The following is a 17,482-nucleotide window of genomic DNA, read 5'->3' as shown; positions in this document are numbered from 1 at the left end:
ATGCGCGTCTCAATGCGCCCTCCCAGGCTCGGGCGCGGCCCTTCGTTCGAAAACGGAACGCAGAGCGCAGAAGAACGATTTACCTCCCGCGGCAGCCGTTTCCGGGTTTGTCAGCAATCTGGCGCCGCGTCCCATCAGGGGCGCGGCGTTTTGCTTTTCAGCTCAGGGCAAAGGCGCTGATCGACAGCAGGCAGCCGATTTCGACAATCTGCTGTGTGGCCCCCAGCACATCACCGGTCTGGCCCGCGATCTTGGCCCGTGCCAGCAGGCCCGTCGCGAAGGTCAGCAGGATGCTGACAAGGATCGTTGCGAACCATCCTGCGGTGAACAGGGCCGCGCATAACCCGATGGCAACCGCAGCCATCAGGGCAGGCGGTGCGGGGATGCCGGTTTGCCGTGACAAGCCCTTGTCCCGGGCCTGCGGCAGGCGCGCCATGGTCCAGACCATGGCAGCCCGCGATACCATTGCCGCCGGGATCAGCGCCGTTGTCAGCGCCCCGGCGTCGATCAGCATGGTAATCAGCTGCCAGCGCAGCACCAGCGAGAGCACGAGGGCGATCACCCCATAGGTGCCGATCTGGCTGTCCTTCATGATCTCCAGCCGCCGCTCCCGGGTCCAGCCGCCCCAGAAGCCATCGGCGCAATCGGCCAGCCCGTCTTCGTGCATGGCGCCGGTCAGCACCACGGTGACGGCGATCACGAACATTGCCTGCACCGGGGCAGGCAGGCCAAGACCGCCCAGCAGCCAGGCCACAAGCACAGCCGCGACAGCAACCACCAGACCGACCAGCGGATAGGCCCAGGCGGCCTGTGCGGGCGGGCGGCTGCCCGATGCGGCAAAGGCCTGCGCAGGCAGGGGCAGGCGGGTCAGCAGCCCCAGCGCGATGACAAGGTCTTGGGGCTGAAATGCCTGCCGCCCTCCGGGAATGTCGCTTCTATCCAAAATTCCGCCCCTTGTGCCCTTTCCGCGCTCAGGCGCTGTCGATAGACAGGGGCAATTCATCATTCAAGCCGAGCATGCCCATGACCCAGCCTTTTGCAAGTCTCTCTGCGTTCCGCGACCTTCTGGCCGCGCCTGAGGGCGTTGACCAGGTGGCCCTTGCGGCAGCGGCGGATCACAACGGACAGCTGACCAAGCCGCCGGGATCGCTGGGCCGTCTTGAGGATCTGGCCCTGTGGTATCGCGGCTGGCGCGGCGGCGACAGGGCCGAGATTGCAGCGCCCCAGGTCATTGTCTTTGCGGGCAATCACGGGGTCGCGGCGCGGGGGGTGTCGGCCTTTCCGGCGGAAGTCACCGGCCAGATGGTGCTGAACTTTCAGGCGGGTGGCGCGGCGGTCAACCAACTGGCGCGGGTTGCGGGGGCCTCGATGACGGTTGTGCCGCTGGACCTCGACCGGCCCACGGCGGATTTCACCACGGGTCCTGCGATGACGGAGGCCGAACTGGTCGCGGCGCTTGCCGCAGGCTGGAATGCGGTGGAAGTCACCGCCGATCTGCTGGTGGTGGGCGAGATGGGGATTGCCAATACCACAAGTGCGGCCGCACTTGCCCTCGCGCTGCTGGGCGGCGATGCGGCGGAGTGGACCGGGCGCGGCACCGGGGTCGATGATGCGGCGCTGGCGGTCAAGACGGAAGTGGTGCGCGCGAGCGTGGCGCTGCATGGCGGGCAGGGCGACGGGCTGGAGACCCTGCGCCGTCTGGGTGGCCGCGAGCTGGCCGGGATGGCCGGCGCGATGGCGCGGGCGCGCAGCCTGCGCATTCCGGTGATCCTCGATGGTTTCATCTGTTGCGCGGCGGCGCTGTGTCTGGAACATACCCGGGCTGGAGCGCTGGATCACGCCGTTGCAGGCCATCTGAGCGCCGAAGGCGGCCACGCGCGTCTGTTGCAGGCGCTGGACAAGGTGCCGCTGCTACAGCTGGGCCTGCGGCTGGGCGAAGCCTCCGGCGGGACGCTTGCGATTTCCGTGCTGAAAGCGGCGTTGGCCTGCCATGGCGGGATGGCAACCTTTGCTCAGGCGGGTGTCAGCGACGGCTGAACCCGGAGAGCCTGCGCCGATAGCCCTTTCGGAAAGACCAGACTCACCCGACGCTGCATTAGAATGAAGTGCCAGGCAATTCTGACCCAAACCGGCCTTTCGACGCGGGGTGCGCGAGGGGCTGCCGTGCGGGACAAAACTGCCGCTTGATCACTGGGAACCAAAGCCCGGAATCAAGCCGAAGGCGCCGGGCCATCGCCTGCCCGCCGCTCGGGCGGGCGATTTGGTGAGACTGGGTGATACTCTGAGAGGTATCATCACGGTTGAGAAATCAAGTGGCATGGACAGACGTCAGGATCGCCCACCCCGGGCAGGCGACGGCCCGGCTTGTGCTTGATGTCGGCGGTGGAGGCGGCTCGATCCCGCCCTTCGCAGCATTCTCACGAAGACCGCTTGGCCCCGCCTCGACCATCGGACGTAGCGCCGCGCTCTGACCCAGGGATGTGACACAACGCCCGGTTTGCTTACACCCACAGCGTATCGGGACAAACCTGCAACACCGCACATCACTTTTCGCATTCGACCGAAGGGAGAGGCAGCGAACAAGTGATCCAAGTATATCCCGGATCGCTTTTTAAGCGCGTTTCTTCTCTTCGTGGTCGACGCGGTTGAGAAAGGCGGTTTCGAGGTCCTTCTGCAGCTCCTTCGCGCGGGCCACATAGGCCTTGTTCTGCGAGGGGTCGATGTCCGGACGCCAGAGCGCGGCCAGTTCGCGCACCGACTTGCGGTCATGGGCATAGAACATGCGCTGCGCCTCGGCGGCCTCGTATTCCGACAGGCCGAGGTTTTCCAGCACATAGCGGCCGGCCCGCAGCGAGCTGTCGAACATCTCGCGCACAATGTCATCCGCCCCGGCCTGATACTGGCGGTAGACGTCGGTGCGGTCATGGGCACGGGCGACGATATGCAGATCGGGCCGTTCCTTGCGGGCATAGGCGATCAGCTGCAAGGCCGATTTCTGGTCGTCCAGCGCAACCACAAGCACGCTGGCCTCGCGCAGACCCGCCTTGCGCAGGATGTCGGGGCGGGTCGGGTCCCCCAGAAAGGCCTTGAACCCGAAGCGGCGCATCACGGCGATTGTATCGGGGTTGTGGTCCAGCACCACGGTCTGGAATCCGCTGGCCTGCACCAGCCGGTTCACGATCTGGCCGAAGCGTCCGATGCCCGCAATGATCACCGGCCCGGATTCGTCGATCTCATCGGGGGTCAGGGGCCCGTGTTTGACGTCCATCCGCCGGCTGATCCGGTCATAGAGGATGAACAGCAGCGGCGTGATCAGCATCGACAGCGCGATCACCAGCAGCAGGGTCTCCGCAATCGCGCCCGGCATGACGCCGGTGGCGACCGAAAAGCTGACCAGAACAAAGCCGAATTCCCCCGCCTGCGCGAGGCTGAGGGCAAAGAGCCACTGGTCCCGTCCCCTGAGCCGGAAGATCCGCCCCAGCACGCCCAGGATCAGCCCCTTGACCACGATCACCAGCACCGCCATCCCCACCAGCAGGATCGGCTTGCTGAACAGCAGTTCAAAGTTGATCCCGGCCCCCACGGTGACAAAGAACAGGCCCAGCAACAGGCCCTTGAAGGGTTCAAGGTCGGTCTCCAGCTCGTGGCGGAACTCGGACGAGGCCAGAACCACACCCGCCAGAAAGGCGCCAAGGGCGGGGGAGAGGCCCACCAGCATCATCAGAAAGGAAATGCCGACAACGATCAGCAGGGCCAGCGCGGTATACATCTCGCGCAGGTTGGCGGAATGGATGAAGCGAAAGACAGGGCGGGTAAAGAACACGCCGACAATGATGATCGACAGGACCGCGCCGATGGTGACCAGCGTGATGCCCCAGCCGGGCAGGCCCTGGACAAAGTCGAAGGCCGCCGTTGCAGCGGCTGGGCCGTGATCGCCCGCTTCGGCGCCATGGGCCGCATCCACCTGCTCGGGGTTAAGCGATATCGACCCGTCCGGCAGGATGCCACCAATGCTGCCGCTGGCCAGCAGGGGCAGCAGCGCCAGGATCGGGATCACCGCGATATCCTGGGTCAGCAGCACCGAAAAGACGCTGCGCCCGCCGCCGGTCTGCATCAGGTTCTTCTCGGACAGGGTCTGCAATACGATGGCGGTCGACGACAGCGCCAGCGTCAGACCCACTGCCAGCGACACGTTCCAGGGTTGGCCATATGACATCGCGACCCCCATCAGGGCCGCCGAGGTCAGGATGATCTGAAGCCCGCCCAGCCCCAGCAACCTGTGCCGCATGTCCCACAGAGCGCGCGGCTCCAGCTCCAGCCCGATGAGGAACAGCATCATGACCACGCCGAATTCCGCGAAATGCTGCAGATCCTTGGTCTCGGACCCGACAAGGCCCAGCACCGGGCCAATCAGGATGCCTGCCGCCAGATACCCCAGCACCGACCCCAGCCCCAGACGGGCGGCGATGGGCACCGCGATCACCGCAGCTGCAAGATAGATCGAGGCCTGGAACAGGAAGCCTTCCATGTGGGTCCTTTCAAAAGGGTTCAGGTGGGCAGAGGCCCATCGCGTTTGAGCTGGTCCATCACGATCTGGCTGTGCACCCTGGATACAGCCGGATGCGGCAGCAAGACCTCGTGAATCAGCCGGTTCAGGCTGGGTAAGTCCTCACAATAGACACGCAGCAGGTAATCCGCATCCCCCGTCATGGTCCAGACGCTCACAATCTCGGCACGGCTGGCCATTAGTCGCGCAAAACTGCGTGAATGGTCGGGGCCGTGGGTGCCCAGGTGGACCTGGACAAACCCCTGCACGTTCAGGCCCAGGCGAACGGGATCCAGCCGGGCGGTGTAGCCCTGAATATAGCCTTCGCTTTCCAGCCGCTGCCGCCGCCTGCCTGCCTGCGAGGGCGACAGGTTCAGCGTCTCGCCCAGCTCTTGCGCCGTCAGATGGGCGTCGCGCTGCAGGGCGGCCAGCAGTCTTGTGTCGATATCATCCAGCATGATGCGCATTTCCCGCGTCTAATGCAGGTATCATGCGGTATTTATGTGTAAATTACCAGAACCTTCCCCAATTATGCGCAGCATTGGCAGGCATCGGAACTTATCCTGAGCCCAACAGTTCCACATTTGTTGAGGAGGCTTCTCATGGGACCTTTCCCGCACGACGCACCGAAATCCAAAATCACCGCCGAGAATCCCGCCGGCACCGACGGATTCGAATTTGTCGAATTCGCATCGGAGAATCCGCAGGAACTGCGCGATCTCTTTGCCCGGATGGGATATGCCCATGTGGCCAACCACAAGACCAGGAAGATCGAGCTTTGGCAGCAGGGTGACATCACCTATGTGCTGAACGCCGATCCCGACAGTTTTGCCGCCCGGTTCGTGGCCGAACACGGCCCCTGCGCCCCGTCAATGGGCTGGCGTGTGGTCGATGCCAAACGGGCGCTTGCACATGCGCTCGCCAATGGGGCCGAGGAATATACCGGCGACGGCAAGGTGCTGGATGTGCCCGCAATCATGGGGATCGGCGGCTCGCTGCTCTACTTTGTGGATCAATACTACGACACCTCGCCCTACAACTGGGAATACGACTGGATTGCCACGTCCAAGCCCGAAGGCGTCGGGTTCTATTATCTCGATCACCTGACCCACAATGTGTTCAAGGGCAATATGGACGTCTGGTTCAAGTTCTACGGCGATCTGTTCAACTTCCGCGAAATCCGCTTTTTCGACATCGAGGGCAAGTTCACCGGGCTGACCAGCCGCGCGCTGACATCGCCCTGTGGCCGGATCCGCATCCCGATCAACGAGGACCGTGACGAGAAGGGCCAGATCGTGGCCTATCTCAAGAAATACAAGGGCGAAGGCATTCAGCACATCGCCGTCGGCGCGCGCAACATCTACGATGCGACCGACGCCATCGCGGAGAAGGGCGTGCAGTTCATGCCCGGCCCGCCCGAGACCTATTACAAGATGAGCAAGGACCGCGTGACCGGCCACGAGGAACCGCTGGAGCGGATGCAGAAACACGGCATCCTGATCGACGGCGAAGGCGTGGTGGATGGCGGCGAAACCCGCATCCTGTTGCAGATCTTTTCGAAAACCGTGATCGGCCCGATCTTTTTCGAATTCATCGAACGCAAGGGCGATGACGGATTTGGGGAAGGCAACTTCAAGGCGCTGTTCGAAAGCATCGAGCAGGAACAGCTCGACAGCGGCGAACTGAAAGCCTCCTGAGCGGCGCAATCCGGACTGATGAGCAGAGGGGGCGGGCCTGCGGGCGCTGCCCCTTTCAGCTTCTCAGCCTCTTGGCATGGTCAGCACGACAGACCGGCCACCCTTGGTATAGCGCAGTTCGGCATCCCCGATGGCAGAGACGCGGCCGCCGTCGATCCGGTCGCCCACGACAACTTTCTTGTACCGCCCGTTGCCCAGACGGACCAGCGCGCGGCGGTTCGAGGGCTTCCCGTAGACACCGATCAGATTGACCTTGCGCAAATTGATGGCGTTCTTGACCGTCGCCTGTTTCGCAACCGAAGTCTTTGACGGAATGCTGGGGGAGACCGTGCGCGGTGCCACGCTGCCTGCACTGGCGACGCGGGTTTCCTCTGTCGGCGCCGTGCGTTCGGCACGTTTGACGATACGGTCAAAGTTGCGGGGCCGCGTATCGGGCCGGGCCGAGGCGGCAACGGCAAATTTCGTCGGGTTCTCAAAAGCGGTCGGCTGTGCGGGTGTCTCCAGCGCCAGTGCCACCGCTTCGGTGGTATCGGCGGGGGCAATCGCCGGTGCGGCGGCCTCTGCCGCCTGTTCCTGCACCGATTGCGGACGCAATGCGGGGCGGTACTGGCTCAGCTCGTCAATGGTCAACCCGTCGAACTGCGCACGTTCCGCATTCTCGATCAGCCCGCCGGGCCGGGTCCTGGGCCGGAAGGCGGCCAGCACGTTCAGCTCCGGCACATCCTCTGCGGTTTCCGCGGTCTGGGGCTGATAGCGGGCCATGATGGTGTCGGGGGGCAGGACATCGGGTTTGCCCAGATAGATGGTGACGCCCTCGGGGTTCACCGTTCCTGCCGACGTCGGAATCACCAGGCCATTTGCGCCGATGGCAAAGCGGGTCCCTGCAGCGGCAGGGTTCGCGACCTCGCCCAGGGCAGTGTCGGTCAGCAGGCTGTCCAGCGCGGGCAGGGCAATTGCATCCGCAGCGGTGCTGACCGGGTCGATGCTGGTCAGGTAAAGATCTTCGATTGCGATTTCGCCTGCCGGATCCGGCGGCACGATGGGGGCGCGGGGCCAGATCCCGGTGGCCGCGTATTTTGCTTCAAGCTCGGCCTCGCTGAGGTCCAGTTCGACCGGGGGCAGGGGCTCGCGCAGGGCGTCGAGCACGGCACCGTCTTCCTCGGTCAAGCCGCTGTCCAGCGCGGCGGTCTGCACCGGGTCGTTGGTTTCGGGCGCGGGTTGCTCGGGCAGCGGTGTGTCCGGGGCCGCGGCCACTTCCGGCGTGGGGCGCGGACCGAACAGCCGCGACAGGCTCATGCCCTCGTCAAGGAAGACCGAGGCCCAGGCCGCGACACCGGCCAGGAACACCAGCAGCACCGCTGTCAGGATCAGCCCGAGGAAACGGGGCTTGCCGCCAACCTCGGTCCGGCGGGCACCAAAAACGGTCATCCGCTCCGCTTCGGATACTGCCGCGCCGCCGGGTTGCGGGGCCGGACTGGCCGGGATGCGCCTTTCGGGCGCGGATGCCCCTTTGCGCCTGCGGCTCAGGAAACCACCGCGTGCGGGCGCGGGGGCAGCGGCGGGCGCGGTCACTTCCGGCCTCGGGACAGGCGTGTCAAAGGAAGAACTGTCCGGCCGGAGCACCGCATCCTCGCCGGTGGGCAGAGCGGTGGGTGCGCCGAGCGATGGTTCGCGCCGCGCGCCTTCAAGTGAGGGTGCCGCCGATCGGCCGCGCCGACTGGCAAATCCGGCAGGTTCCGCACGCAGCGGCGGCAGGGGGGCAACGGGTGTCGCCTTTTCCGCCCGCGCGGCCCGCAGGGAGGGTATGACAGGCACATCCTGCGCTGCCCCGGCGTCGGCCGGATCGGCCGGATCGGCAGGGCTGTCGGAGGTGGCGGCATCCGGCTTGTCTTCTGCGGGGGCAATCCTGGCTGTTTCGGGCTCCGGCGTGACAACCACCGGTGCGGCCCCGATCGGCGGGGCCGGCACGGCAGGTGTTGGTGCCGGGGCCGGGGGCAGTTTGACGGCGCGGTCCTCACCCTTCTCCGCTGCAGGTCTTGCTGCTTCGGGTTCCGATGGCGGCGGCGGCGGGGCGCTCCGGGATGTGGCCGGTGCCTCAGGTGCTTTTGCCGTCGCGTCGCCACGCGGTGCGGCGGGTGCTTCCGGTGCGGCAGGCTGTTCAGCGGCAGTTGCCTCAGGCTTTGGCGCCTCGGAGGATGTGGCCTCAACCGGTTCAGCTTCTGCCTCTGACGGGGCGGTGCGGGGGGCTTCTGAAGGTTCTGGCGTCTTCCGGGCCGGCGGGGCTGTCGGCGCCTGTGCCGCGGAGGTCACCTCTGCCTTGGATTCGGGCGCAGCTGTGGAGGCGGCAGGCGGTGCCGCCCTGTCGGGTTTCTGAACGGCGTCATCCGGTGCGGCAGGCGCAGGTCCGGCCGCGACCGGGCCGTCCGGCACGGTGACATTGCCGATCACGACGACGGCGATGCCATCGGCCTCCACGGTTTCGCCGTCCTCCAGCAGTTCCGAGGCCACCTCTGTCTGGCCAAAGAAAGGCTCCCCCAGATAGGGGCTGTTGCCCGGTACGGCGGCAAAGCTGACCGGGTGAAAACGGTGTTCCACGGCGAAGGCCTCAGCCTCAGCCAGGGTTTCGCGGGCCACGGCGGCCACATGGGTGCGCGGCCCGTCGAGGCTGATGTCAAAGGCAAGATCCGAGACCGCATAGGGGGTGGCCCCGTCAAGCGCCGCGCGGGCGGCTTCGCGGCGGTCCGCTTCGGACATGCCGGGGGTGTCGATGGTCAGATACTTGATCTGCGCGTCCGGCAGCAGCAGCTTGCTGCGCAGCCCGGCCGGTTCCAGCGCGGTGGCGGATTTCCGCAGGACGGCAAGATCTGCGTTCAGGTCATCGGCGGTCAGCGCCACCTCGCCGACAATACGCCAGCCTCCGGCCGCGCGATGCAGCAGCCGAATTCCTTCAAAAGACAGCGAAAGGGCAAAATCTGGCTTCATCGTCACAACTTTAACACAGTGGTTCTGCGCTTTACAGGGCACCTTCCCGGTGAAGCGTAGGTTAGCGCAGGGTCCCGCGCAAGAAAAGCCACACTCCCGGCAACGGGAGTGTCGGGCAGGGGGCAGGGGCCCGGTTCAGGCCCCTGCCGCCCAGGTCAGCCTGCTGCCTTGCTGAGCGCCTGATCAAGGTCCGCAATCAGGTCGTCCGGGTCCTCGGTGCCGACGGAGATCCGCACCACATTGGGGCCCGCACCGGCGGCAACCTGCTGTTCGGTGCTGAGCTGGCGGTGCGTGGTCGAGGCGGAGTGGATCACCAGCGATCTTGTATCGCCCAGGTTGGCGACATGGCTGAAGATCTCAAGCGCTTCGACCAGTTTCACACAGGCCTCGTAGCCGCCCTTGACCGCGATGGTGAAAAGCGCGCCCGCGCCTTTCGGGCAGAGCTTGGTCCCGCGTTCGTAATAGGGGGAGGATTTCAGACCGGCATAGGTCACCGCGTCGATCCGGTCGTCCTTTTCCAGCCATTCTGCGATCTTCCTGGCGTTGGCCACATGGCGGTCCATGCGCAGGGACAGGGTTTCGATCCCCATCAGGGTGTAATGTGCCGCCTGGGGGTTCATCGTCATGCCCAGGTCGCGCAGCCCGATGGCAATGCCGTGGAAAGTATAGGCCAGCGCGCCGAAGGTCTCGTGGAATTTCAGGCCGTGGTAGGCGGGTTCGGGCTGGCTCAGCGAGGGAAACTTGTCATTCGCGGACCAGTCGAACTTGCCTGAATCCACCACGCAGCCCCCGGTGACGGTGCCGTTGCCGGTGAGATACTTCGTGGTCGAATGCACCACCAGTGTCGCGCCATGTTCGATGGGTCGGCAGAGGTAGGGCGTGGCGGAGGTATTGTCGATGATCAGCGGCACGCCGGCCTCATCGGCGATGTCGGCAATGGCACGGACGTCCATGATATAGCCGCCGGGGTTCGCGATGGCCTCGCCAAAGATGGCGCGGGTGTCGTCGTCCACCGCCGCGCGGACCGCGTCGAGGTCATCGAAATCGACGAATTTGCAGGACCAGCCAAAGCGTTTGATGGTCTGGCTGAACTGGGTGACGGTGCCGCCGTAAAGCCGGGTGGAGGCAATGATGTTCTTGCCCGGCCCCATCAGCGGGAAAATCGCCATGATCTGGGCCGCATGGCCCGAAGAGCAGCAGACCGCGCCGACGCCGCCTTCGAGAGTGGCGATGCGTTCCTGCAGGACAGCGACGGTGGGGTTGGTCAGGCGCGAATAGATGAAGCCCACTTCCTGCAGGTTGAACAGCGCCGCCGCGTGGTCGGTGTCGCGGAACACATAGGCGGTGGTCTGGTAGATCGGCGTCTGGCGCGCCCCGGTGGCCGGGTCCGGGCGGGCCCCCGCGTGGATTTGCAGCGTGTCGAAGCCGTAGGTGGGTCCGTCGGTCATGGTCTCTCTCCCAAGGGTGTTTGCCACATGGGTAAGCGATTGGCCTGTGCCACACAAGAGAGCGGCGCGGGGGAAGGCGGTGCGCAGGCGTGACCAAAAGGCGCGGCTGCGCCGCATGCGATTACAGGTGCCCGTGGCGGGCCTGAGCCCATCGCGCCGGCGTTGCGCGGATGCGGGACGGCGTGCCGTGTATTTTGGGAACAATGAAGCGGATCAGCGAATCCAGAAGCCGTTTTTCTTGATCCGGTTGCGGAGCGCCTGTTCCTTGCGCGGCAGGTCGTTCTGATCGAAAAGCGCGCGGACCTTGTGGCCGCGGCTTTGGTAGACCATGCGTTTGACCGCTTCGGAGCCCTTGAGCACCTTCTTGAGCCTGTTGGGGGCGGTGACGCGCTCCAGCACCTGGATCGCATGGTCGCTTTCGCGGGCGTAGAGCAGGGGCAGCAGGCGGTAGTGGCAGGTGATGCTGCCGTCCAGCAGGCCCGGCGGCAGGCTGTCCTTGCCGCCGCCCAGGGCATGGATGACCAGCGGCAGGGCGATCTGGTCAAGCCAGGGATCGAAGCTTTGCGCGCAGAGTTCGACCGGCGGGTTGTCGCGGATCGCCAGGGCGTATTCCAGGAACTTTTCGCCGAAGACATGGGGGCAGCGGTAATAGAAGAACCCGGCGTTGAAGTAGAGATAGCGCTGCCAGTATTCATCGGGCTGGGTCAGGTCGAGGCTGCTGTCGAAATCCAGATCGAACTTGTCATAGAGGCTTTTCCACAGCCCCGCGTAGCCTGGCCCGTAGAGCTGCGGGATCGGCCAGGTGCCTTCGCGGCGCAGGGAGGCGCCGGGGCGGTCGAAATCGAAAGGCACATCCGAAAGCGCGCCGGTGATCAGCGTGTCGGTGTCGAAAAACACGAAGGGTTCACCCTTTGGCAGGGCGCCGAGCATCTCGATCTTGTTGCCATAGGGGTAGCTGCTGCCGAAATACCGGCTGTTGAAGGGAATGATCTCGGCCCCGAGGTCGGCCAGGGCGGCGCGGATGTCGGCGGTCTGAATCCGGGGGTCCGATTTCCACAGCGGGCCGGGTTGCGGCTCCATCACCAGCAGGCGGCCTTTGAAATCCGGGCTCATCTCGCGCAGGGAGGCGGCAAAGATCAGCGCCTCGTAGGACAGCCGTCCGGCCTGTCCCACAACCGCAATGTTGTAGGTTTGCGATTGCACGGGTTTGCGTGCCATACTTTGATTGCCCCTGTGACCTGCCCTGTTTTTTCTTGGGGTGACTATAGGGGCATATGCAATTTCGCAAAAGGCGGCATTTGGGCCGGGAGTGAGGGATTGAAGTGATGTTGGATTTCTTTTTTGCCATTTTGGCGGCAGGTGCGCATGGGGCCGGGGAGGCCGCACCCATGCCCAGGGAAACGGCAGTGGCCGAGGCGGCGGCCCCCGCGGCCCCCGTGGCACCGGCTGCGCCGCCTGCCAGCGTATCGGTCGGGCAGGGATCGGTCGTGATCGGGCAGGGGACCCTGCTGGAAGGGGTGCCTGCCACGCCTGCGCCTGCCACGGCGCCTGTTGCCGCAGCCCCGGCACCCGCGCAGACCCCCTTCAACATGGCGGTTGTGCCCGCGGGACTTGTGGCAGAGCCGCAGACCCCCAGCGGCAAGTTCACCACCGCGGGTGAAATCAAGCCGATCCTGAACGCGACAAAGGGCAATTGGGTGGCTGTGCGCCAATACGGCGGCAAGGACCTGCTTTACATCACCCATCTGTGGAGCTGGCGCTGCGGCCTGTCCGCCATTGCGATTTCCGTGAACGGTGAGGCGATGCAGAACTGGCCCTTGCCGCCCTGTCACCTGGAATATGCGACACCCAATGCGATCCTGGAAGAGGATGGGCTGCCCTATCTGTCCTTGCGCGAAGGGGCGGTTGAAAGCATCACGATCCAGATCGTCTATGACGATCTGAGCATGGATATGGCCAGTTTCGACCGCAGCGCCGTGCTGATCCCGTGAACCTGTGATCCTGTGTGATGGCGCGGTCAGATATCCTTCATCAGCCTGAGCGCGTCATAGATCGCCGCATGGGTGTTGCGCGATGATACGGCATCGCCGATCCGGAACAGCTGGAATGTGCCGTCGGGATTGCGGGTGATCTGCTGCGGCCGGCCTGCAATCAATGCGTTGTGGTCGACTTCTCCGCCATTGCGCGAGGCCGCGCGCAGCTCGAAATAGAGATCGTCCAGCGGGCGGGTGCCGTAGTTGACCACCACCTGATCATAGCTCGCCTGATAGCTGTGATCGCTGTAGTCGGTGCCGATGGTCGCGGTCAGGCGGTTGCCGTCGCGGATGACATCCAGCAGGCGGCGGGTGACGGTAAAGGTCACGTCCTTGTCCGACAGGTTCTTCAGGTAGGGCGTCAGCGTCATCCCCATCACCTCGGGGGAGAAGGTGCGGTCGGGTGTCATCACCTCGACCTTCGATCCGGCAATGGCGGCGATTTCGGCGGCCTGCAGGGCCGGGTGGTCCCCGCTCTCGTCGTAGATCAGCACATGGCCCGCCGGTTTCACGTCGCCTGCGATCAGGTCCCAGGCGGTGACGACCTCCGGCAGGTCGCCTTGTGTTTCGTAAAGCTCCGTATTGGGCAGGCCGCCGGTGGCGGTGATCACCACATCTGGGTTCAACGCCAGGACATCTGCCGCCTCGGCCCAGGTATCGAAGTGGAATGTGACGTCGCGCGCCATGCATTGGGCCATGCGCCAGTCGATGATGCCGATCATGTCGCGGCGGCGCGGGCTTTGCGCGGTCAGTCGGATCTGGCCGCCGGGGAGGGCGGCGGCCTCGAACAGGGTCACGTCGTGACCCCGCTCTGCGGCGACCCGGGCCGCTTCCAGCCCGGCGGGCCCCGCGCCCACGATCACGACCTTGCGGCGCTCGGGCGCTGGGGCGATGTGGTGGGGCATGGTCAGCTCGCGCCCGGTGGCGGCATTGTGGATGCACAGCGCCTCGCCCGCCTGATAGATGCGGTCGAGGCAATAGGTGGCCCCGACGCAGGGGCGGATGTCGTCCTCGCGCCCTTCCACGATCTTCTGCACGATATGGGGGTCGGCCATATGCGCACGGGTCATGCCGACCATGTCCAGCAGCCCCTCCCGCACCGCGTGGCGGGCTGTCGCCACGTCCGGGATCTTGGCGGCGTGGAACACCGGCAGGTCGGCGATCTGCTTGATCCGGCCCGCGAAATCCAGATGCGGGGCAGATTGCATGCCCTGCACCGGGATGACATTGACCATCGCCGGGTCACTGTGGACCCGCCCCCGGATCACATTGAGGAAATCAAGCTGGCCGTCGGCGCAAAGCCTTTTGGTGATCTCGACTCCTTCCGCTTCGTCGATGCCGCCCTTTTGTGCCTCATCGGCGGTATAGCGGAAGCCGACGATGAAATCCTTGCCCACCCGTTTGCGCACGGCGCTCAGCACATCCATGGGAAAGCGCATGCGGTTTTCCAGGGTATCGGCGCCATAGGGTCCGGTCAGCTGGTTGGTCAGCGGCGACCAGAACTGATCGAGCAGGTGGCCGTAGACCTCCAGTTCGATCCCGTCCATGCCGCCCGCCTGCATCCTTTCGGCGGCATCGGCAAAGTCGTTGATGATGCGTTCGATGTCCCAATCCTCGACCAGCTTGGGAAAGGCGCGGTGCGCCGCCTCCCGGTGGCGGGTGGAGGAGACCGAAGGCAGCCAGTCGCCCTTGTTCCAGACGGTGCGCCGGCCCAGGTGGGTGAGCTGGATCATGACGGCACAGCCATGGGCGTGCAGGGCGTCGGTCAGGTCGCGGGTATGAGGAACAACCTCGTCCCGGTAGGCGAGGATGTTGTTGAACACCGGCGGGCTGTCGCGCGCGACGGAGGCCGAACCGGCGGTCATCGCCATTGCCACGCCCGCCTTTGCCCGTTCCTCATGATAGGCGATGTAGCGGTCCCGGGGCATGCCGTCCTGCGCATAGGCCGGTTCATGGGCGGTGGTCATGATCCGGTTCTTCAGGGTCAGGTGCTTGAGCTGGAAGGGTTGCAGCAGGGGATCGGTGGACATCGGGACAGGCCTTCCGGGGCAGGGACTTTCGGCAAAGGTCAGTGACGGTGCGGCCCGCTGTCAATCTGCAAAGCGGCATTGATATGCGAAAGCCGACAAATCGGGGCGGTCATGTCTGCTCATGTCACCCCGGGGTGTGGAACGTCGCGCAGCATTGACTTGATGCACCCGGATTTCCTGAATCCTGTCGACGAGCCGCCTCATGCGATATGGGGCCGAAGGTCAGGCGTTTCTGAGCCAAGCCGGACCTTCGGCGCGGTCTGGGTCAAGGACCGGTGTGCGGACTTTGCTGCCGTCGATCACTGGCACCCAGGCCCGGAACAAGCCGAAGGCGCCGGGCCATCGCCTGCCCGCCGGTCGGGTAGGCGATTTGGTGAGGCTGTCTGTGTCCCCGATGGGATTCATCAAAGTTGAGAAATAAAGTGGCATGAACCAAGGTCAGCATCGCCCACCCCGGGCAGGCGACGGCCCGGCTTGCGCTTCGCGTCACTCCGGGCTCTTTCCTGCCGCTCGCTGCGATCTGCGCGACGGCCCGCAAGGCGTTCTGCATCCCCGGCTCGGGCGCGCCTCCGGGGGAATGGGGGCGCTGACCTTAACGGCGCGGAGGAAAGTGGTGGGCGACCCTGGAATCGAACCAGGCGTGCGTCTCCGCGAGGGAGTTACAGTCCCCTGCCACACCTTGCGGCCTGTCGCCCACTTTCGCCTGATGCATTGCGCCCGGCGTGGGGGCGTGATTACAAGCGACCCTGAGAGGCGTCAAGGCGAAATTGACGCCGGAGCGGCCGGTCGGGGCACAAGGGATGATGCGATGAAAAAGCCGAAATGGGTGGTGCAGAAAGAGCAGGACAAGAAAGCCGAGGCGCAGGCGACGGTCTGGCTGTTCGGTCTGCATGCGGTGCGTGATGCCCTGGTCAATCCGGAACGGGAAAAGCTGACGCTGATGGTCACCCCCAATGCGCTGGCCAAGCTGGAAGATGCGGTTGCCCAGGCCGGTATCACGCCGGAAGTTGTGGACCCGCGCAAGTTCCGCCCGCCACTTGACCCGTCATCGGTGCATCAGGGCGCGGTGCTTGAGGTCAGGCCGCTGAACTGGGGCCGGTTGGAGGATGTCTGCATCGGGCAGACCACGGCGCCGCGCGTGCTGTTGCTGGACCGGGTGACGGATCCGCATAACGTGGGGGCGATTCTGCGCTCTGCCGAAGTGCTGGGGGCCTCGGCGGTGATCGGCACGCGGCACCATTCCGCGCCCGAGACCGGGGCGCTTGCCAAAACGGCGTCAGGCGCGCTGGAGCGTCAGCCCTATCTGCGGGTCCGCAACCTGGCCGATGCGATCCGGGCGCTGCAGGGCATGGGCTATCTGGTGCTGGGGCTGGACGGGGAGGCCGCGACCACCATCGAGGCCGCCGTGGAGGGCCGTCGCGACCGGCCCGTGGCGCTGGTGCTGGGGGCCGAAGGCCCCGGCCTGCGTGAAAAGACCCGCGAGACCGTGGATGCCCTGGTACGGATTGACGCAGCCGGGCAATTCGGCTCGCTCAATGTCTCAAATGCTGCGGCGATTGCCCTATATGCTGTCAGAGAGAACGGCTGACGGGGCAGAGATTTGACCTATCCGACCAAGATCGCGACCTGCTGTTACTGCGGGACACGCGCGGCGCTGACACTGGACCGGGGACGGCATGAGCTGTCTTGTGCGCAATGTGCCGCACCGCTGCACGATCTCAAGGCCCTGCCGGTCAGGGAGGCACCGCGCAAGACGGGAATCAGCCATCAGCCCGGTCTGCGCCGCTCTCCCGCCGCGCCCGGGTCCGAGGCAAAGCCGCACCGCAGGTCAAAGAAGCGCAAGCCGCGCAAATCGCTCTGGCGCCGCATGGCCGAGGAGGCCTTTGACGTGGTCGAGGACATCTTTGATTGAGCGGCTGCAGATCGGCGAAATCCTGCCCGCTGTTCACCTGATCTTCACAAAATTGCGCAACCCCTTTTTCTGTCTCGGATCCTACCTATCTTTGAGACAAGACGGCGGGCCCGGAACGCCCGTGCGTCATTTTACTGTCCCTCGTTCCGTACCTTATGCGCCCCCTGAAATATTCAGGCGGGCGCCTTTTTTACGGGATCAATGCAGGATAGAGTTTGCCGATGACCTATTCTGATGCCTTGCTGAAAGACATATTGACCCGCACCCGGCGGATCGCGGTGGTGGGCGTGTCGCTGAACCCGGTGCGGCCAAGCTATTACGTGGCGCGTTATCTGGGGCTGCGCGGCTATAGCGTGATCCCGGTCAACCCGCTGCATGAGGGCGCAGAGGTCTTTGGCCGCGAGGTGCTTGGATCGCTGTCGCAGATCGAGGGCGGGGTCGACATGGTCGATATCTTTCGCCGGTCCGAAGCGGTGCCCGGGATCGTCGAGGAGGCGCTGGCCTGTTTTCCGGAGTTGCAGACCATCTGGATGCAGATCGGTGTCGAACACGCCGAAGCCGCGGCCCTTGCAGAGGCGCGGGGTGTGACGGTGATCCAGAATCGTTGTCCCAAGATCGAATATCAGCGGCTGCATGGCGAGCTGCGCATGGGCGGCTTTGCCACGGGGATGATTTCCAGCAAGCTGTGATCTGCAGGACGCGCTGCGCGCGGCACGATCCATTCATGCTGATGAGGGGGCTTTGCCCCCTGAGGCTGCTGAAAAAGCACGTTCCTGCACCCGCCCCCCCCCGAAACAACGAAATCGTTCTTCCACGACGCCAGCCACAAGCCTT

The 17,482-nt window shown here is 64.9% G+C and carries 13 protein-coding genes and 1 tRNA gene; 6 read left to right on the top strand and 8 right to left on the bottom strand.

Translation table 11 applies throughout. The features are described 5' to 3' along the window. Positions 1-157: 157 nt before the first annotated feature. Positions 158-943, bottom strand: a complete 786-nt coding sequence (gene cobS, locus PVW51_RS23450) for an adenosylcobinamide-GDP ribazoletransferase (protein ID WP_274578080.1) — start codon at positions 941-943, stop codon at positions 158-160. Between the two features lie 80 nt (positions 944-1,023). Here cobS and cobT point away from each other — a divergent pair, with 80 nt between their 5' ends. Further along, positions 1,024-2,037 (top strand): nicotinate-nucleotide--dimethylbenzimidazole phosphoribosyltransferase, encoded by a 1,014-nt coding sequence (gene cobT / locus PVW51_RS23445; RefSeq protein WP_274578079.1) that lies wholly within the window; start codon positions 1,024-1,026, stop codon positions 2,035-2,037. 574 nt (positions 2,038-2,611) lie between these two features. Here cobT and PVW51_RS23440 read toward each other — a convergent pair. Continuing rightward, entirely contained in the window at positions 2,612-4,528 is a 1,917-nt protein-coding gene (locus PVW51_RS23440) for a cation:proton antiporter domain-containing protein (protein WP_269365406.1), read from the bottom strand. A 20-nt stretch (positions 4,529-4,548) separates the two neighbouring features. Continuing rightward, on the bottom strand, positions 4,549-5,004 hold the full coding sequence (locus PVW51_RS23435) for an Lrp/AsnC family transcriptional regulator (RefSeq protein ID WP_114273478.1): 456 nt from the start codon (positions 5,002-5,004) through the stop codon (positions 4,549-4,551). A 144-nt stretch (positions 5,005-5,148) separates the two neighbouring features. On the opposite strand from PVW51_RS23435, the gene hppD reads away from it, so the two are divergent. Further along, on the top strand, positions 5,149-6,243 hold the full coding sequence (gene hppD / locus PVW51_RS23430; RefSeq protein ID WP_274578075.1) for a 4-hydroxyphenylpyruvate dioxygenase: 1,095 nt from the start codon (positions 5,149-5,151) through the stop codon (positions 6,241-6,243). 63 nt (positions 6,244-6,306) lie between these two features. Here the strand turns inward: hppD and PVW51_RS23425 are convergent, their stop codons facing one another. The 3 genes from PVW51_RS23425 to PVW51_RS23415 form a co-directional block, all read right to left on the bottom strand. Further along, a complete protein-coding gene (locus PVW51_RS23425; protein ID WP_274578073.1) occupies positions 6,307-9,225 on the bottom strand; it encodes a hypothetical protein in 2,919 nt (972 codons plus the stop codon). A 155-nt stretch (positions 9,226-9,380) separates the two neighbouring features. Further along, positions 9,381-10,673 carry an O-acetylhomoserine aminocarboxypropyltransferase/cysteine synthase family protein gene (locus PVW51_RS23420; protein WP_269365401.1) on the bottom strand — a complete coding sequence of 431 codons (1,293 nt, stop codon included), beginning with the start codon at positions 10,671-10,673 and terminating at the stop codon, positions 9,381-9,383. 213 nt (positions 10,674-10,886) lie between these two features. Continuing rightward, on the bottom strand, positions 10,887-11,891 hold the full coding sequence (locus PVW51_RS23415) for a hypothetical protein (protein ID WP_274578071.1): 1,005 nt from the start codon (positions 11,889-11,891) through the stop codon (positions 10,887-10,889). 107 nt (positions 11,892-11,998) lie between these two features. Between PVW51_RS23415 and PVW51_RS23410 the strand changes: the two genes are divergently transcribed. Next, positions 11,999-12,664 (top strand): hypothetical protein, encoded by a 666-nt coding sequence (locus PVW51_RS23410; RefSeq protein ID WP_274578070.1) that lies wholly within the window; start codon positions 11,999-12,001, stop codon positions 12,662-12,664. 26 nt (positions 12,665-12,690) lie between these two features. Here PVW51_RS23410 and PVW51_RS23405 read toward each other — a convergent pair whose 3' ends face one another. Both PVW51_RS23405 and PVW51_RS23400 read right to left on the bottom strand, forming a co-directional pair. Beyond that, positions 12,691-14,736 (bottom strand): NADH:flavin oxidoreductase, encoded by a 2,046-nt coding sequence (locus PVW51_RS23405; protein ID WP_274578068.1) that lies wholly within the window; start codon positions 14,734-14,736, stop codon positions 12,691-12,693. Between the two features lie 611 nt (positions 14,737-15,347). Beyond that, a tRNA-Tyr gene (locus PVW51_RS23400) sits at positions 15,348-15,431 on the bottom strand. 113 nt (positions 15,432-15,544) lie between these two features. Between PVW51_RS23400 and rlmB the strand changes: the two genes are divergently transcribed. From rlmB to PVW51_RS23385, 3 genes are all read left to right on the top strand, one after another. Beyond that, positions 15,545-16,324 carry a 23S rRNA (guanosine(2251)-2'-O)-methyltransferase RlmB gene (rlmB, locus tag PVW51_RS23395; RefSeq protein ID WP_274578066.1) on the top strand — a complete coding sequence of 260 codons (780 nt, stop codon included), beginning with the start codon at positions 15,545-15,547 and terminating at the stop codon, positions 16,322-16,324. A 12-nt stretch (positions 16,325-16,336) separates the two neighbouring features. Then, entirely contained in the window at positions 16,337-16,648 is a 312-nt protein-coding gene (locus PVW51_RS23390) for a hypothetical protein (protein ID WP_274578065.1), read from the top strand. Positions 16,649-16,869: 221 nt separating this feature from the next. After that, positions 16,870-17,337 (top strand): CoA-binding protein, encoded by a 468-nt coding sequence (locus PVW51_RS23385; protein WP_274578063.1) that lies wholly within the window; start codon positions 16,870-16,872, stop codon positions 17,335-17,337. Positions 17,338-17,482 lie beyond the last annotated feature (145 nt).

The sequence above is a fragment of the Sulfitobacter sp. PR48 genome, assembly GCF_028807335.1.
Lineage (GTDB): Bacteria > Pseudomonadota > Alphaproteobacteria > Rhodobacterales > Rhodobacteraceae > Sulfitobacter.
The sequence above is the reverse complement of the archived record's forward strand: the minus strand, read 5'-3'. Positions and strand labels throughout refer to the sequence as shown.

Excerpts from the sequence above, each read along its gene's own strand:
- cobT (WP_274578079.1), top strand. The coding sequence starts at position 1,024 with ATGACCCAGCCTTTTGCAAGTCTCTCTGCGTTCCGCGACCTTCTGGCC.
- PVW51_RS23440 (WP_269365406.1), bottom strand. The coding sequence starts at position 4,528 with ATGGAAGGCTTCCTGTTCCAGGCCTCGATCTATCTTGCAGCTGCGGTG.
- PVW51_RS23435 (WP_114273478.1), bottom strand. The coding sequence starts at position 5,004 with ATGCTGGATGATATCGACACAAGACTGCTGGCCGCCCTGCAGCGCGAC.
- hppD (WP_274578075.1), top strand. The coding sequence starts at position 5,149 with ATGGGACCTTTCCCGCACGACGCACCGAAATCCAAAATCACCGCCGAG.
- PVW51_RS23425 (WP_274578073.1), bottom strand. The coding sequence starts at position 9,225 with ATGAAGCCAGATTTTGCCCTTTCGCTGTCTTTTGAAGGAATTCGGCTG.
- PVW51_RS23420 (WP_269365401.1), bottom strand. The coding sequence starts at position 10,673 with ATGACCGACGGACCCACCTACGGCTTCGACACGCTGCAAATCCACGCG.
- PVW51_RS23415 (WP_274578071.1), bottom strand. The coding sequence starts at position 11,891 with ATGGCACGCAAACCCGTGCAATCGCAAACCTACAACATTGCGGTTGTG.
- PVW51_RS23410 (WP_274578070.1), top strand. The coding sequence starts at position 11,999 with ATGTTGGATTTCTTTTTTGCCATTTTGGCGGCAGGTGCGCATGGGGCC.
- PVW51_RS23405 (WP_274578068.1), bottom strand. The coding sequence starts at position 14,736 with ATGTCCACCGATCCCCTGCTGCAACCCTTCCAGCTCAAGCACCTGACC.
- rlmB (WP_274578066.1), top strand. The coding sequence starts at position 15,545 with ATGAAAAAGCCGAAATGGGTGGTGCAGAAAGAGCAGGACAAGAAAGCC.
- PVW51_RS23385 (WP_274578063.1), top strand. The coding sequence starts at position 16,870 with ATGACCTATTCTGATGCCTTGCTGAAAGACATATTGACCCGCACCCGG.